Origin of the sequence: Streptomyces physcomitrii (genome assembly GCF_012273655.1) — a bacterium.
Classification (GTDB): Bacteria; Actinomycetota; Actinomycetes; order Streptomycetales; family Streptomycetaceae; genus Streptomyces; species Streptomyces physcomitrii.
Genome location: NZ_JAAWWP010000017.1, coordinates 1 through 14,741 on the forward strand (window position 1 = coordinate 1; position 14,741 = coordinate 14,741).

At 73.0% G+C, this 14,741-nt stretch carries 11 protein-coding genes and 1 pseudogene; 5 read left to right on the plus strand and 7 right to left on the minus strand.

Annotation, left to right across the window (positions count from 1 at the left end; translation table 11 throughout):
* Nucleotides 1-221, plus strand: a pseudogene (locus tag HFV08_RS23820) (carbohydrate ABC transporter permease); the annotation flags it as partial.
* A 218-nt stretch (nt 222-439) separates the two neighbouring features.
* Here the strand turns inward: HFV08_RS23820 and HFV08_RS23825 are convergent.
* From HFV08_RS23825 to HFV08_RS23835, 3 genes are all read right to left on the minus strand, one after another.
* The gene (locus HFV08_RS23825) at nt 440-1,219 is read right to left on the minus strand and encodes an IclR family transcriptional regulator (protein WP_210430709.1); all 780 of its coding nucleotides are present in this window, start codon (nt 1,217-1,219) and stop codon (nt 440-442) included.
* Nucleotides 1,220-1,302: 83 nt separating this feature from the next.
* Nucleotides 1,303-2,064, minus strand: a complete 762-nt coding sequence (locus tag HFV08_RS23830; protein ID WP_168542291.1) for an SDR family NAD(P)-dependent oxidoreductase — start codon at nt 2,062-2,064, stop codon at nt 1,303-1,305.
* A 71-nt stretch (nt 2,065-2,135) separates the two neighbouring features.
* Nucleotides 2,136-3,506, minus strand: a complete 1,371-nt coding sequence (locus HFV08_RS23835; RefSeq protein WP_210430710.1) for an MFS transporter — start codon at nt 3,504-3,506, stop codon at nt 2,136-2,138.
* Nucleotides 3,507-3,886: 380 nt separating this feature from the next.
* Between HFV08_RS23835 and HFV08_RS23840 the strand changes: the two genes are divergently transcribed.
* From HFV08_RS23840 to HFV08_RS23855, 4 genes are all read left to right on the plus strand, one after another.
* Nucleotides 3,887-5,878, plus strand: a complete 1,992-nt coding sequence (locus HFV08_RS23840) for an ABC transporter ATP-binding protein (RefSeq protein ID WP_168542295.1) — start codon at nt 3,887-3,889, stop codon at nt 5,876-5,878.
* Nucleotides 5,879-6,251: 373 nt separating this feature from the next.
* The gene (locus HFV08_RS23845; RefSeq protein ID WP_040246627.1) at nt 6,252-6,551 is read left to right on the plus strand and encodes a hypothetical protein; all 300 of its coding nucleotides are present in this window, start codon (nt 6,252-6,254) and stop codon (nt 6,549-6,551) included.
* A 221-nt stretch (nt 6,552-6,772) separates the two neighbouring features.
* On the plus strand, nt 6,773-7,105 hold the full coding sequence (locus HFV08_RS23850) for a hypothetical protein (protein ID WP_168542297.1): 333 nt from the start codon (nt 6,773-6,775) through the stop codon (nt 7,103-7,105).
* Nucleotides 7,106-7,305: 200 nt separating this feature from the next.
* Nucleotides 7,306-9,150 carry a hypothetical protein gene (locus HFV08_RS23855; protein ID WP_168542299.1) on the plus strand — a complete coding sequence of 615 codons (1,845 nt, stop codon included), beginning with the start codon at nt 7,306-7,308 and terminating at the stop codon, nt 9,148-9,150.
* Nucleotides 9,151-9,212: 62 nt separating this feature from the next.
* Here HFV08_RS23855 and HFV08_RS23860 read toward each other — a convergent pair whose 3' ends face one another.
* From HFV08_RS23860 to HFV08_RS23875, 4 genes are all read right to left on the minus strand, one after another.
* Nucleotides 9,213-11,714: a SpoIIE family protein phosphatase gene (locus tag HFV08_RS23860; protein ID WP_168542301.1), complete on the minus strand. Its 2,502-nt coding sequence runs from the start codon at nt 11,712-11,714 to the stop codon at nt 9,213-9,215.
* An 81-nt stretch (nt 11,715-11,795) separates the two neighbouring features.
* On the minus strand, nt 11,796-12,761 hold the full coding sequence (locus HFV08_RS23865) for an LLM class F420-dependent oxidoreductase (RefSeq protein ID WP_168542303.1): 966 nt from the start codon (nt 12,759-12,761) through the stop codon (nt 11,796-11,798).
* 247 nt (nt 12,762-13,008) lie between these two features.
* Nucleotides 13,009-13,890 carry a hypothetical protein gene (locus HFV08_RS23870; RefSeq protein ID WP_168542305.1) on the minus strand — a complete coding sequence of 294 codons (882 nt, stop codon included), beginning with the start codon at nt 13,888-13,890 and terminating at the stop codon, nt 13,009-13,011.
* A gap of 136 nt (nt 13,891-14,026) precedes the next feature.
* Nucleotides 14,027-14,704, minus strand: a complete 678-nt coding sequence (locus HFV08_RS23875; RefSeq protein ID WP_168542307.1) for an NAD(P)H-binding protein — start codon at nt 14,702-14,704, stop codon at nt 14,027-14,029.
* Between the last annotated feature and the right edge of the window lie 37 nt (nt 14,705-14,741).

Genomic DNA, 14,741 nt, shown 5'->3' on the forward strand with positions numbered 1-14,741 from the left:
GCCAGTGGAACCAGTACATGCTCCCCACCGTGCTCAACACCCAGCCCGAGAAGAAAGTCCTCTCCCAAGGCCTGGTCGAACTCGCCGTCTCCCAGGGCTACAAAGGCGACTGGTCCGGACTCTTCGCAGGCCTCGTCATGGCCATGCTCCCCGTCCTGGCCGCCTACATCATCTTCCAACGCCAAGTCGTCCAAGGCCTCACCGCCGGCGCCGTCAAATAACCCACCCACCACACCAGCCCCGGACGACAGCCCCGGACAACAAGACCCCAACGCGCGGCACCCTTGTGGGGGGTGCCGCGCGTTGTCGTTCCATTCCCTGAGGAATGAGATGGGGGGGGATCCGCGCGGGCGGGTGCGGTGTCCCGTCTGCGCCGTGACCGAGTGGCCCGGCAGGGTAGTTCGGGGGCGTGCGTCACCGGGGCCGGTCGGCCGCCCGTTCAGGAAGGGTCGGCGGCGGGCTCGGTCGGTTCGGGCGGGAGCCAGCCGAGTTCCCTGGAGATGACCTCGGTGGTCTCCAGGAGGGTGGGCAGCAGCTTGCGCAGCTCGCCGAGGTCGGACTGCGTCTTGATGGCGGTGATGGAGATGCCGCCCGCCGCCGAGCCGGAGTGGTCCCAGACCGGTGCGGCGATGCAGTTGGACAGGGTCTCGTACTCGCCGTCGTCGTAGGCCCAGCCCTGCCGGGCGACCTCGATGAGGCGTTCCTCGAAGGCGGTCCTGCTGGTGAGCGTGGTGTCCGTGTACTTCTCGAAGTCCGCCCCGGCGAGGATGCGTTCGCGTACCGCGCTGGGCACGTGCGCGAGATAGGCCTTGCTGACCCCGGCGGTGTGCACGGTGGCGTACCCGCCGATGCGGGTGTTCAGCCGGATCGAGCTGGGCGGCTCGATCTTGTCCACATAGACCAGGTGATCGCCCTGCGGGACCGCGAACTGGACGGTCTGGCCCACCCGTTCGCTGAGTTCCACGATGTGCGGGTGCACCACGGTCCGCAGGTCGAACTGCTCCAGCGCCGATTCGGCCAGCGCGGCGAGCCGGAAGCCGACGCCGTACCGGCCGCGCTCGTCCTTGCGGATCAGGCCCCCCGCGATGAGGGTCTGCACGAGCCGCAGCGCCGTGGTCCGGTGCACCCCCCACAGCTCGGAGATCTCGCGGAGTTCACGGGGCCGCCGGCTGCAGAATTCCAGCACCTCGATCGCCCTGCTGACCGTCTGCGCCACCATGCCTCCTGAAGCCCCGCGCCCTGGCGCCATTCTAGTGCGCCACCCATCCCCGACCCGCCTGCGTACGGGCCCGTCCGGGCCCCTCAGCCGAAGTACTGGCCGCCGTTGACGTCCACCACCGTCCCGGTGACATACCCGGAGTCGGCGGAGGCCAGCCACAGCGCGGGCCCCGCCACATCCTCGGGGGTACCCGCCCGGCCCGCCGGAATGGTGGTGAGGGTCTCCCGCTTGGAGTCCTCCGTGGTGAAGGTGTCGTGGAAGGGGGTGGCCTCGATGAAGCCGGGGGCGAGCGCGTTCACCGTGATGCCGCGCGGGGCCAGCTCCTTCGCGAGGCCCCGGGTGAAGCCGAAGACCGCGGCCTTCGAGGTGGCGTAGGCCAGCGCCCCGGGGTGGCCGCCGTTGCGTCCGGCGAGCGAGGCGATGTTGATGACGCGTCCCGCCCCGGCGGTCATCAGCGGCACGGCCTGCTGGGTGAAGAGGAACATGCTGTCCAGGTTCACCGCGAGGATGCGGTGCCAGAGCTTCAGGTCGAGTTCGCCTATCGTGGCGCGCCGCACCAGGCCCCCGACGTTGTTCACCAGGATGTCCGGGCCGCCGGTCTCCTCTTGTACGGCGCGGACGGTCCGGGCGACCTCGGTCTCGGAGGTGGCGTCGGTGGCGAGCGCCAGGGCGGGGCGGCCGGAGGCCTCGGCGAGGGCGTCGAGGAACTCCGCCGAGGGCTCGTGGCTGCGGTAGGTGAGGGCGATACGCGCACCGGCCCGGGCGAAGGCGAGGGCGATGCCCTGTCCGATGCCGATGCCGCCGCCGGTGATCAGCGCGGTCCGGTCGGCCAACTGCCGTGTCATTCCGGGTTCTCCCAGGGGTGAGGGTGAGGTCGGGTGGATGCGCTGCGGTCGAGCGCTGCGGTCGGGTGCGCTCAGCGCCCGACCGCCGTACGGGTCGCGGGGCGGTCGGCAGCGGGTATGCGCGGGGCGGCGGTGCTCTCGGGGCGCGAGGCCGCGAAGCGGTGGACGAGGAGCCCGGTGACGGCGAGGCAGGCGGCCAGGGCCACCAGGGCGATCCGCAGGTCGCCGGTGCCGCTCTTGATCAGGCCGACGGCATAGGGGGCGACGAAGCCGCCGACGTTGCCGAGCGCGTTGACCAGGCCGAGTCCGGCCGCGGCGGCGGCGCCCGAGAGTGCCGCGGAGGGCATCGCGAGGAAGGGGGCGACGGCCGCGTAGATGCCGATCGCGGCCAGGGAGAGGGAGGCGAGCGCGGCCACCGGGCTCACGGCGAGCAGGAAGGCCGCCCCCACCAGACCGACCGCGGCGAGCACCAGGCTGACGCTCGCGTGCCAGGCCCGGCGGCCGGTGCGGTCGGCGCGCCTGCTCCAGTAGTAGACACAGGGCACGGAGACCGCGTACGGGATCATCGTGATCAGGCCGAGCTGGGTGCTGCTGTAGCCGCCGATGGCGTCGACGATGGTCGGCAGCCAGAGCCCGAGGCCGTAGATGCCGCACACCATGCCGAAGTTGAGCGCTCCGTACACCAGGGACCTGCGGTCCTTGAGGCCCGCGAGGAATCCGGCGCGGCCCGCGGCGGGGGTGGCCGCGGCCTCGGCGTCGATGGTGCGGGTCAGCCACTCGCGTTCGGGGCCGCTCAGCCAGCGCGCCTCGGCGGGCCGGTCGGTGAGCAGCAGCGGGGCGAGCAGCCCGAGCAGCACCGCGGGGGCGCCCTCGACGAGGAAGACCCACTGCCAGCCCTGGAGGCCCAGGGCCCCGTCGAGGTTGAGCAGCAGCCCGGAGAAGGGGGCGCCCAGGGCGTTCGCCACCGGCTGCGCGAGGACGAAGACGCCGAGTGCGGCGACCCGCTGCGCCACCGGGAACCAGAGCGTGAAGTAGAAGAGCACGGCGGGGAAGAAGCCGGCCTCCGCGGCACCGAGCAGGAAGCGGATCACATGGAAGGAGGCCTCGCCCCGCACGAAGGCCATCGCCACCGCCATGATCCCCCAGCTGACGAGGATGCGGGCGATCCAGCGGCGGGCGCCGTAGCGGTACATGCCCGCGTTGCTGGGGACCTCCATCAGCACATAGCCGATGAAGAAGATCCCGGCCCCGAGCCCGTAGGCGGCATCGCTCAGGCCGAGGTCCTCCTCCAGGCCCGCGCGGGCGAATCCGACGTTGTTCCGGTCCAGGTACGCGATGAAGTACAGCAGGACGATCACCGGCAGGACGCGGCGGCGCACCTTGCGGATCGCCTGCTCCGGGATGCCCTGGTCGGCGGCTGGGCGGGTGGCGTGATCGAACACTGCGGCTCCTGGTCCTCCGGGCTGCCCGTACGTCCCTGAACGGGCGGCGCGAATCCTCAAGGTATGCATAGCGCACTGGCTGTGCAATAGATGCACAGCTGAATTTTTCCCGGAGTCCTCACTCCCCGCCCGATCCGGCTCCGCAGCCACCGGCCCTCTCGACTGCCCTGCCGACGCTCGGCCTTGGGCGGAAGTGCCCTGTTCAGGCGGGTGCGGATCGGCTCACCCAGGTCGCTCCGGGTGGGCGTGTCCGGCGGGGCGGCCGCGGTCGGGGCCCGTTGTCAGTGGTGGCTGGCATGCTCGGTTCTCACGCTGAGCTACCCGCCGCTCACCCACGGCGTCCGCTCGGCCTGCCCGCTCGTACGTGAACCGGAGAAGTCATGCCCACCCAGTCCCCGCCGCCCCGGCACCGCCCCGACCCCGAGACCTCCGAGTCCGAACAGCTCCTGTTCGGCGGCCCCTTGCGCTACGACCTCGGCTGGAGCAAGCACGAGGACGCCTTCCTCCAACTCGGCTTACGCGCCATGGTCACCCGCCTGCCGTCCATGCTCGCCACCACCGCGCGGCTGGCCTGGCAGGCCGACCGGAACGCCCTGCGCCTGGTGACCGCGGCGGAGGTCGGACGCGGGATCGCGCAGGCCGTGGGGCTGGTCGCGGTCAACCGGGTCCTCGCCCACCTCCTGGGCGAGGGCACCACCGCCGAGCGCCTGGGCGCCGCGGGGCCCGCGCTCGCCGTCGCCGGCCTGACCGCCGTGGCGGGCGCCGCCCTGCGGGCCCTGTCCACCGCGGGTACGGGGCAGTTGGAGCCCAAGGTCGAGCGGGTGGCGACCGAGAAGTACCTCGCGCACACCGCCGGCGTCGAGCTGGAGGCGGTCGAGGACGAGGAGTTCCACAAGCTCCTGGACAGCGCCGCCTTCGGGGCCAGTTCGGCGCGCCGCATGATCAAGTACTGCCAGAACCTCATCAACGCGCTGCTCTCGCTGATCGCCGCCACCGGTGTGCTCACCGTCCTGCACCCGGTACTGCTGCCGATCCTGCTCGCCATGACGCTGCCCAGCGCCTGGGCCGCGCTGACCATCGCGCGGCGGCGGTACCACTCTTTCCACACCTGGGTGCAGCACTCACGGGCCGGGCAGTTGCTCAGCCGCCTGCTGATCTCCACGGACGCCGCCCCGGAGATCCGGGTGCACCAGGTCGGCCCCTTCCTGCTGCACCACTTCCGGGCCATGTCGCAGACCCAGGAGACGGAGCAGAAACGCCTGGCCCACCTGGCCGCCCGTACCGGCCTGATCGCCGCGGCCTTCAGCGGAGTCGCGGCCCTCGCCGCCTACGCCACCCTCGGCGCCCTGCTGTGGACCGGCGCCATGGCGCTCTCGGTGGGCGGCACCGCCGTCCTCGCCATCCGGACCGGCGCCGCCAGCCTCGACAGCCTCGTCGTCCAGCTCAACCACTGCCACGAGGAGAGCCTGTTCGTGGCCGACCTGTTCCGGCTCTGCGAGGAGGCCGAGCAGCGGGCCATCCCGCGCGGCGGGTGCTCCCTGCCCGCACGGCCCGCCGCCATCCGCTTCGAGCAGGTCTCCTTCACCTACCGGGGCAAGGACAACTCCCGCGCGCTGGACGGGGCCAGCCTGACCATCCCCACCGGGAAGGTCGTCGCCCTCGTCGGGGAGAACGGCAGCGGCAAGAGCACCCTCGTCAAACTGCTCAGCGGGCTCTACCAGCCGGACTCGGGGCGCATCCTGTGGGACGGCACCGACGCCGGGGAGGCCGACCGGCAGGAGCTGGTCTCCCGGATCGCCGTCGTCGGACAGGACTTCTACCGCTGGCCGTTCACCGCGTCCGTGAACGTGAGCATCGGCCGGCCCGACACCGCGCCCGACCCGCAGCGGCTCGGTACGGCGGCCGCCTACGCGGGCGCCGAGGAGCTGGTGAGCGGACTGCCGCGGGGCTGGAACACCCTGCTGGCCCGCGGGTACAAGGACGGTCACCAGCTCTCCGGCGGGCAGTGGCAGCGCCTGGGTCTGGCCCGCGCCCACTACCGCGCCGGGGACGTGCTCATCGTCGACGAGCCCACCTCCGCCCTCGACGCCCGGGCCGAGCAGCAGCTCTTCGAGCAGATCCGCGCCCTCGCGGACGCCGGCCAGACCGTCATCCTCATCACCCACCGCCTGGGCTCGGTACGGGCGGCGGACCTCATCCACGTCCTGGAGGACGGCCGGGTGGTCGAGAGCGGCACCTTCGAGGAGCTGCTCTCCGCCGAGTCCGCCGGTCCGGGCGCCTTCCGCGCGCTGTACGAGATCCAGGCCGCGCAGTACGCGGGTGCCGTCAAGGTCCCCGAGCCCGCGACGCCGCCCGTCGACGAGGTGGCCTGAGCGGCGGCGGCTCGGGAGGACGGGGGCCCTGGGGGCGCCGCGCGAGGAGAACGGAGAATTTCGTGCGGGCATTGCGCGCCGAATTCACCTGCCCGTTCCCGGGGCTCGAATTCGGTTTTCGGGAATTCTCCGCACCTCAGGGTCACCGTCCGTCCAAGCTCACCCGGGAATTTCGTTGCCAAATTAACTTCCGAAAATTGTCAGATCATCAGACACTTCACGCCGAGGCAATGCTGACACGTTCATGAAGTCCCCTGACCAGCAACGATGCGCGCAAGAGTGAACGACCGTGACCAGCCCGCATTTACTCGCGTTCACCAGGCGTCACACCCTCGGGCGGGGCAAGCCGCCCGGGATCCACGAAAGGAAAACAATGAACGCGATCACCTTCGAGGAGCTTGACGGTCTCACCGGCGAGCTGCTGCCCGAGCGCGCTGTTCTGTCCACCGTTGTTCCGTTCAACAACGCCGGTGGCCACGACGGCGGCGGCTCCAGCTCCAGCGCTGTCGCGCTGGGCGGTGGCGACAGCGGCAACCACGGCGCCATCTCCTCGTCGGCGTGCCAGGCGCAGCAGGTCCACGGCACCCCCGGTCTGGTGGGCGCCCTCGGCCTGGGCTCCAACAACCCGAGCGCCAGCCTGACCTGCGTCCCGACCTCGCTCGCGACGTACTGACAGTTCCTTTGAAACCGGGGAAGGCACGGCGGCGACGCCGGGCCTTCCCCGGTCCCTTAGGGACCGGGGCCCGCACCTGGCGTCCGGCTCACGGCGGACCGCGGTACGGCGCCCCCGCGGAACCCGGACCGGGTCCCGGCGCACCATGCCCGATCCGCCGTCACGGGACTTCCCGTGCCTCCGGTCCCGCATCGCGACCCACCGGAAAAAAGGAACACCACATGACCGCCGTCAGTTACCGGGAACTCGCGTCCCTCGACGGGGAGTTGCTGCCACCGCGCATGCTGCTCTCGCTCGTCGACGTGACCTTCGGCAACCGCAGTCACGATGTCAGCCAGCCCCAGGACAACGGTCAGGGCGGAGGCGCCCCCCAGACCGGAGGCGGCCTCCAGCCCGGTGCGAGCCCCCAGGGCGGAGGCGGCAACACCACCGTCGCCTACGCCTGCCAGGCGACCACCACCCAGGGCACCCCCGGACTCATCGGCTCGCTCGGACTCGGCCAAGGGCCCAGCAGCAGCATGACCTGTGTGCCCGCCGCCGTCGTGAGCAACTGACCGCCCGGCTCCCGGCCCCCGTGGCGTTCTCAGGGCCCGGCACCTGAGCCGCGCCGTCCCGGCCCGTCGGTGACGGCACCCCGGGCGGCGGGCGTAACCGGCGCGGGGGCCGGATCGTTTGCCCTTTCGAGGCCTTCGCGCCCGATGCCCTCGTCGGCGCCTGTGACAGCCCACCGTTGGAGATCGTCATCAATACGCGAGTGTCCAGCCCCCCGGACCAGACCGCTCAGCTCACCGCCTGGGCCGTACCGAGGCTCACCGAAGGCACCGAACTGGTGGGCGAGTTCGCGGGATCCGGATACCGCGTCCCGCCGCACCTCGTACACCGCTACGACGGCCAGGTCATCCACCTGCCCCCGCTGCTCTACCAGGCGACCAAGCTGCTCGCGGAGCTGGAGTCCGCCGGGGCGCGAAGGCCCCGTGACGGGCAGGCCGCCATGGCGAGGGTGGCGATGCAGCTCAGCCAGGCCACCGGACGGGCCTTCACCGCCGAGCACATCGCCTATCTGATCGACAAGAAGCTCGCCCCGCTCGGGATCGCCCGCTACAGCGACGGCTCGCCGCCCGACATCCCCACCGCCACCAGCTTTCTGGCCCTGCGCTTCCGCAAGGCCGTGCTCTCCGAGCGGGCCACCTGGTTCATCAGCGGACTCTTCGCCTGGCTCTTCCAGCCGCTGGTCCTGATGGCCGTGGTCGCCACCGTGATGGTCGGCGAGGTCTGGGTCTTCATGAGCCAGAACGTCGGCGGCGCGGTCGCGACCACCATGGCCAAGCCCAACTCGGTGCTGATCGTGGTCCTCCTGACGCTGGCCTCGGCCGCCTTCCACGAGTGCGGGCACGCCGCGGCCTGCCGGTACAGCAAGGTCAAACCCGGCGTCATGGGCTGCGGCATCTACCTGGTGTGGCCCGCCTTCTACACCGATGTCACCAACTCCTACCGGCTCGGCCGGGCGGGACGGCTGCGCTGCGACCTCGGCGGCGTCTACTTCAACGGCATCTTCATCTGCGGGCTGATCCTGCTGTATCTGCAGACCGGTTCGCCAGTGATCCTCGCGGCGATCCTCTTCACCAACCTGGAGATGGCCCAGCAGCTGCTGCCCACGCTGCGCTTCGACGGCTACTACATCGTCTCCGACCTGGTCGGCATCCCGGACCTCTTCAAGTACATCGGGCCGATCCTGCGCCGCGCGGTGCTGCGCAAGCCCGCGGACGCCCGGCTCGACGCGCTGAAGAAGTGGCCGCAGATCGTGGTGACCGCCTGGGTGCTCACCGTACTGCCCGCCATCGCCGTGCAGTTGGGCATCGTGGTGACCCGGCTGCCCCAGTGGACCGGGGCGGCGTGGCAGTCCACCAGCGGCCTCGCGGGCGGGGCGCTCAGCGGCGGCAACCCGGTGCTCGGGGTGCTCTCCGCGCTGGTGCAGATCCTCCTCCTGCTGCTGCCGCTGTTCGGTGTCGTCCTGATCCTCTGGCAGTTGACCAGTGCCCTGGTGCGCTTCCTCTTCCGGCGCTATGTGGCGCAGGAGAAGCGGGAGCGGATGGGCGCCTGGTTCGGTGCGCGGCGCCGGGTCTGGTTCGTCCTCGGACTCGTCCTGTGCGCCTGCCTGGTGGGGGTGCTGTCCTGGGCCCTGACCCCGAAGCCGGACCGCTCCCCCTCGGTGGCCACCCGCCCCTGGACGCCGCCCGCCGAGGGCCAGGCCTCCCCGTCTCCCTCGCCCCGCGATCCGCGCCCCTCGGAGCCCGCCCGGGACCGGGACACCGGCGCCGCACAGGACCGGAACGGTGCGGACACCGCGCCGCCCACTCCCGGGCCGTCCGCCCCCGCCCAGCAGGGCACGGGCGCGGGAGGCCCCGCCCAGCAGGAGCCGGTGGCGAGCGGTCCGAGCAGCGCCCCGGGCGGCGGCGCGGGGGACGACAAGCCGGGCGCCAGGCCGAGTTCACCCGGCCCGCGCGAGGAGGAGGGCGAGCGGGAGCCGAAGCCCCGGCCCTCGGAACGCCGCTGCACCACGATCCTCGACCTGCCGCTCGGCCCCCTGCTCTGCCGGTGAGCCCGCGCCCCGGCACCCACCGGGGCGTACGGAGGTGACTCCCGTACCTCCCCGCACAGGGGTCAGGGCCGGGCGTCGCCGCCGGAACCGCGCGGTTCCTCCGGGTCGCCGGCAGCGGACTCGCCCGGCTCGTCCTCCAGCCCTTCGAGGTCTCCCACGTCGCCCCACAGGCCCTCGGCCGCCGTCTCCCCGGTGCCGCCGAGGGCCTGTTCGGTCCAGATGGTCTTGCCGGCGTCTCCGTAACGGCTGCCCCAGCGGTTGGTGAGCTGGGCGACCAGGAAGAGCCCGCGGCCGCCCTCGTCGGTGCTGCGTGCCTGGCGCAGCCTCGGCTGGCTCTCGCTGGAGTCGCCGACCTCGCAGATCAGCACCCGGTCGCGGATGAGCCGCAGGGCGACCGGGCCCGCGGCGTAGCGGACGGCGTTGGTGACCAGTTCGCTGACCACGAGTTCGGTGCTGAAGGCCAGCGAGTCGAGCCCCCAGTCGGTGAGCCGGCCGACCGCCGCCTCGCGGGCGCTCGCGACCGCCGCGGGTTCCGGCGGGAACTGCCAGGAGGCGACGTCCCGTCCGGGCACCCGGCGGGTGCGGGCGAGGAGCAGCGTCACATCGTCCTGCCGCCCCGGCGCCGCGCGTACGGGGGCGAGGAGTGCGTCCGCGATCTCCTGGAGTGGGCGTCCCGGCCGCCCGGCGCGGGCGATCCGTGCGCACAGCTCCTCGCCCGCGGACCGGCCGCCGTGGCCGTCGTCGGTGAAGCCGTCGCTGTACAGCACCAGCACGCTGCCCTCGGGGAGTTCGACCTCGGTCTGCGCGAAGGGCATGCCGCCGACGCCGAGGGTGGGGCCCGGTTCGACCTCGACCAGCTGGACCGTGCCGTCCGGCCGCAGCACCGCGGGGGCGGGGTGCCCGGCGCTCGCCATTTGGCAGTGACCGGTGACCGGGTCGTACACCGCGTAGAGGCAGGAGGCTCCCACCGTGTCGGCGTGCTCGGCCTCCTCGGCGATGCGGACGACCAGGTCGTCGAGGCGGACCAGGAGTTCGCCGGGTGGCAGGTCGAGGTCGGCGAGGGTCTGCACGGCGGTGCGCACCCGGGCCATGGTGGCGGCGGCGTTCAGCCCGTGCCCGATCACATCGCCGAGCACGAAGGCGGTACGCAGCGAGGACAGCGGCAGCGCGTCGAACCAGTCGCCGCCGACACTGGCGCCCCCGCCGGCGGGCAGGTACCTGCCGACGGTCTCGGCCGCGGCGGAGCTGGTGGCGAGCGGCGGCAGCAGGCTCTTCTGCAGGAGTACGGCCATATTGTGCTCGCGGGTGTAGCGGCGGGCGTTGTCCATGCTGAGGGCGGCCCGCGCCACGATCTCCAGGAGCAGCTCGGCGTCCTCCTCGTCGTAGACGAAGGGGGTGTGGGTGCGCTGCACCTGGACGTAGCCGAGCAGCCGGCCGCGGGCGAGGAGGACCGCGCCCATCGCGGTGTGCAGGTCCTCGGGGGTGATCGAGGCGGCCTCGGGTCCGCCGCCGAGCAGGGCGAGGTGCTCGGCGCGGCTGCGGGTGATCAGCGCCTCGCCGTTCTCCATGCGGCGGAAGTCCGGCCCGGTGGGCAGCCGCGGCAGTGAGGCGCCGACCCCCCGCTGGTCCGCGGGCCAGCTCCCGGTGGCGCTCTTGGCGGCGGTGCGCCGGACCCTGATCTCGGTGCCGATGGCGCCGGGCGGCGGCTCGGCGCCCTGGGCCATGTTCTCGACGATCTCCACGCTCGCGAGGTCCGCGAAGCCCGGCACCAGGAGGTCGACCAGGTCGCGGGCGGTCTGCTCGATGTCGAGGGAGGCGCCGAGATTGCGGGAGGCGCGGTAGACCAGGTCGAGGCGCTTGCGGGAGCGGTAGCGCTCGGTGACGTCGACGAGGGAGGTGAAGACGCCGGTGGGCCGCCCGTCGAGCCCGTCCAGGCGGACCGCCGTGAGGGAGACGAAGCGGTCGTTCTCGCCCGGGGTGCGCGCCCGGAGCACACCGGCGGTGTCCACCAGGGGCTCACCGCTGTCGACGACCTGCCGCAGCAGCTCGCCCGCGGTGCCGGTGCCGTCCAGGCAGGGGGTATCGACGAGCGGGTCGCGGCCGTCCGGGCCGATCCGTCCGGCCCGCAGCGCGGCGGGGCTGGCATGGCGTACCCGCAGGTCGAGGTCGTGGACGGCGGTCTGCCAGCGGTCCTGGCCGAGCACCGCCCGGCCGAGCGCGGTGGCGGCGCCCCAGCGCTCCATCTCCTCCTCGGGCACGCCGAGGGCGAGGAGGGCGCCCCGCTCCCCGGAGAGCGGCAGCAGGCGTACCCAGACCTCGGCGGGCCGCCCGCCGCGGCGCCGCAGCCGGAGCCACCGGCCGCCGGGGACGGGGCCCGGGCGCGCCCCGGGCGGATGCGGCAGGACCAGGGCGCGGGCCGCGGTTCCGGTCAGCTCGGCGCTGCTGCGGCCGAGCATCCGGGCCGCCGCCTCGGTGCCGTGGGTGAAGCGGCCCCGCGCGTCGAGGACCGCCACCACCGCGCCCTCGAACGGCGCCGGGGGCGGGACGGGCCGAGGACTGCTCATGCCATCTCTCCGGGGCCGGTACGCACCTGTCCCCCAGTCTGCCGCGAGCGGGCGGGGGTGGCGCGCCGGGTGGCCACGGGCTCAGAGGGCGTGCAGCGCGGGCAGCAGCTCGCGTTCCGCCCAGTCGAGGAAGGCGGGCTGGCTCTCACCGCCGATCTGGACGAGGGCGACCTCGGTGAACCCGGCCTCCGCATAGGGGCGCACCGCGCTCACGAAGTCCTCCGTACGGTCGCCGCAGGGGATGGAGGCGGCCACGTCCTCCTCGCGGACGAACTGGGTGGCGCCCGCGAAGGCCTCGGTGGTGGGCAGTTCGGAGTTGACCTTCCAGCCGCCGCCGAACCAGCGGAACTGCGCGTGGGCGCGCTTGACCGCGGTGTCCCGGTCGGGGTCGTAGCAGACCGGGATCTGGCCCACCCGTGGTTTGCCCTCGCCGCCGAAGCGGTCGAAGGCGGCGACGAGTTCGGGCTTCGGTTCGGTGGCGATCAGCAGGTCGGCGAGTTCCCCGGCGAGTTCGCAGGAGGCGTTGCCGGAGACCGCGATGCCGATCGGGGGCGGGTCGGCGGGGCGGTCCCAGAGGGTCGCGGACTCCACGTCGAAGTGGGGGCCGTGGTGGTTGAGGGTGCCGCCCTCGAAGAGCTGCCGGATGATCTGCACCGCCTCGGCGAGCTTCTCCTGCCGCTCCACGACGCCGGGCCAACCGCCGCCCACCACATGCTCGTTGAGGTTCTCGCCGGAGCCGAGGCCGAGCCGGAAGCGCCCCTCGCTGAGCAGTTGCAGGGTGGCCGCCTTCTGCGCGACGACGGCCGGGTGGTAGCGGGTGGTCGGGCAGGTCACGTACGTCATCAGCGGGATGCGAGTGGTCGCCTGCGCGGCGGCGCCGAGGACGCTCCAGGCGTAGGGGGCGTGCCCCTGCTCCGTGAGCCAGGGCGAGTAGTGGTCGGAGGTGACGGAGAAGTCGAAACCGGCCTGCTCGGCGCGGACCAGGTGCGCGACAAGGTCCCGCGGCCCGGCCTGCTCGGTCATCATCGTGTAGCCGATGTCCACCATGTCCTCAGCCCTTCCGGTCGTACGGGCGGTCGCCCGCGCGCGTACGGGTGCCCGGTACGTGCCTGCGCACACGGGCCCTCGCGCACCGGGTGGCCGCTCGCGGACAGCGGGCGCGGACCGGGCGGCGGACGCGGCGCACGGCTATGTGCGCCGCGCACGCGCCCCCGGCCGCGCGCCTGTCGCTCTTCACCGTCGCACGGGCGGGCGGTGCGCGCAGGCTCAGCGGGCCGGGGGCGGGCCAGGGGCCTCAGGCGTGGCGGATCTGCATGATCGCGACGCGGGCGTCGTGTCCGTCGACGTGCATCGGGACGCTCGCGGTGCGGTTCAGCCGCAGCTCGGTGCCGTTGGTGCCGGGGAGCCAGGCGATCTGGTCGATGCCCTTGGCGAAGGCGCGCTGCTCCTGGCCGGGGACGAGCAGGGGCAGCGGGGTGCGGTTGACGTCGCCGGTCCAGATCACCGGGTAGCCCTGGGCGTGCCAGTGGGCGAGGACCTTGTCGCGGTGCGCGGCGAAGTGCTGCTGCCACATCTTGTCGCGCCAGGCCTCCGCGGGGTCGTCCTTGCCGTTGAAGGCCCCGGCGACGTAGTGGGTGTTGGCGAAGACGAACTTCACCTGGGGGTCCGCCGCGAGTTCCAGTACCGCCTCGGTGAGGACGCGGTGCGGGGAGACCCCGGCCTTGCCGCCGTGCGCCCAGGTGACGCGGTGGGCGGTGACGTTGAAGGCGGTCGGGGCGGAGATCGGGACGCGGGAGGCGGTCTTGTCGCCGACGAAGAGGTTGCGGTAGGCGCTGCCGAAGTGCTTGCCGATGAATCCGGCCTCCTTGCCGTCGTCGTCGCCCTCGCCGATCTCCTGCCAGCCCACCAGGGGCTGGGCGAGCGCGCCGTCGACGGTCACCGCGTGGCGTACGTCGCGGATGGCCCGCTCGCGTTCGGTGAGGTGCTCGCGGCCGATGTTGGCGGTGACCACCACCAGCCGGTGCCAGGCGCCGGCGGCCCGGGCCCGCGCGGGACGGGTGCCCCGGTTCCCGGCGGCCGCGGTGCCCGCTCCCGCCGCACCGGCCAGGACGCCCGCCGTGCCCAGTGCGGCGCCGCCGCCGAGTGCGAGGGCGCGCCTCCTGCTGAGCGATTCCATGCCTGCTCCTTCCCTTGGCCGTCGCCGCGGGCCCCGGGCCTGCCGGGCCCCGCGGGCGTGATCAGGAGCGGCCATATTGTCAGGGGCACGCCAATCACTGGAAGAGGGCACCCGCCGGGGGCAGGCCCCGGGGCGTCTACCCCCGCACGTACTCCCGCGCCGCCGTGTTGATCGCCCGGCTGTCCAGGACGCGCGGCCCGGTGCCGCCGCGGCGGCTGACCACGAGCATGGCGCGGCCGACGTTCTCGGTGGTGGTGACATGGGCGGGCCCGAGGAGGCGCAGCACCGGGTAGAGCCAGGAGGTGGCCAGGTAGAAGAGGCGGTACCAGCGGGTGCGCGAGCGGGCGCCGTGCAGCGGTTTGATGAAGCCCGGCCGGAACATGTACGCCTCGAAGTCCCGGGCGAGCAGGGCGTTCTCGGTACGGCCCTTCACCCGGGCCCACATCCGGCGGCCCCGCTCGGTGCCGTCGGTGCCCTCCCCCGAGACGTACACGAAGGTCAGCTCGGGCTTTGCCGGCAGCGCGCGGGCGGCGGCGAGGGCGTAGTCGTAGGTGACGGTGGTGTACGCGCGCTCGTCGTGGCCCGCCGCGGAGACGCCGAGGCAGAAGAAGCAGGCGTCGGTGTCGGCGAACTCGGCGGTGAGCGCGGAGAAGTCGGTGAAGTCCCGGTGCCGCAGCTCGCGGAGCTTGGGGTGCGAGACGCCGAGCGGCGCGCGGACCACAGCGGTCACCGACGCGACGCCCTCGTCGCGCAGGCACTCGCGCAGCACCCCCTGTCCGACCATGCCGGAGGCGCCGAAGAGAAGTACGTGCACGGGCCCTCCCGGGCGGTGGGGTGCGGCGGCTGCGGCA

Coding starts and splice junctions, on each gene's coding strand:
- HFV08_RS23840 (WP_168542295.1), top strand. CDS start 3,887: ATGCCCACCCAGTCCCCGCCGCCCCGGCACCGCCCCGACCCCGAGACC.
- HFV08_RS23830 (WP_168542291.1), bottom strand. CDS start 2,064: ATGACACGGCAGTTGGCCGACCGGACCGCGCTGATCACCGGCGGCGGC.
- HFV08_RS23870 (WP_168542305.1), bottom strand. CDS start 13,890: ATGGAATCGCTCAGCAGGAGGCGCGCCCTCGCACTCGGCGGCGGCGCC.
- HFV08_RS23825 (WP_210430709.1), bottom strand. CDS start 1,219: ATGGTGGCGCAGACGGTCAGCAGGGCGATCGAGGTGCTGGAATTCTGC.
- HFV08_RS23845 (WP_040246627.1), top strand. CDS start 6,252: ATGAACGCGATCACCTTCGAGGAGCTTGACGGTCTCACCGGCGAGCTG.
- HFV08_RS23865 (WP_168542303.1), bottom strand. CDS start 12,761: ATGGTGGACATCGGCTACACGATGATGACCGAGCAGGCCGGGCCGCGG.
- HFV08_RS23860 (WP_168542301.1), bottom strand. CDS start 11,714: ATGAGCAGTCCTCGGCCCGTCCCGCCCCCGGCGCCGTTCGAGGGCGCG.
- HFV08_RS23850 (WP_168542297.1), top strand. CDS start 6,773: ATGACCGCCGTCAGTTACCGGGAACTCGCGTCCCTCGACGGGGAGTTG.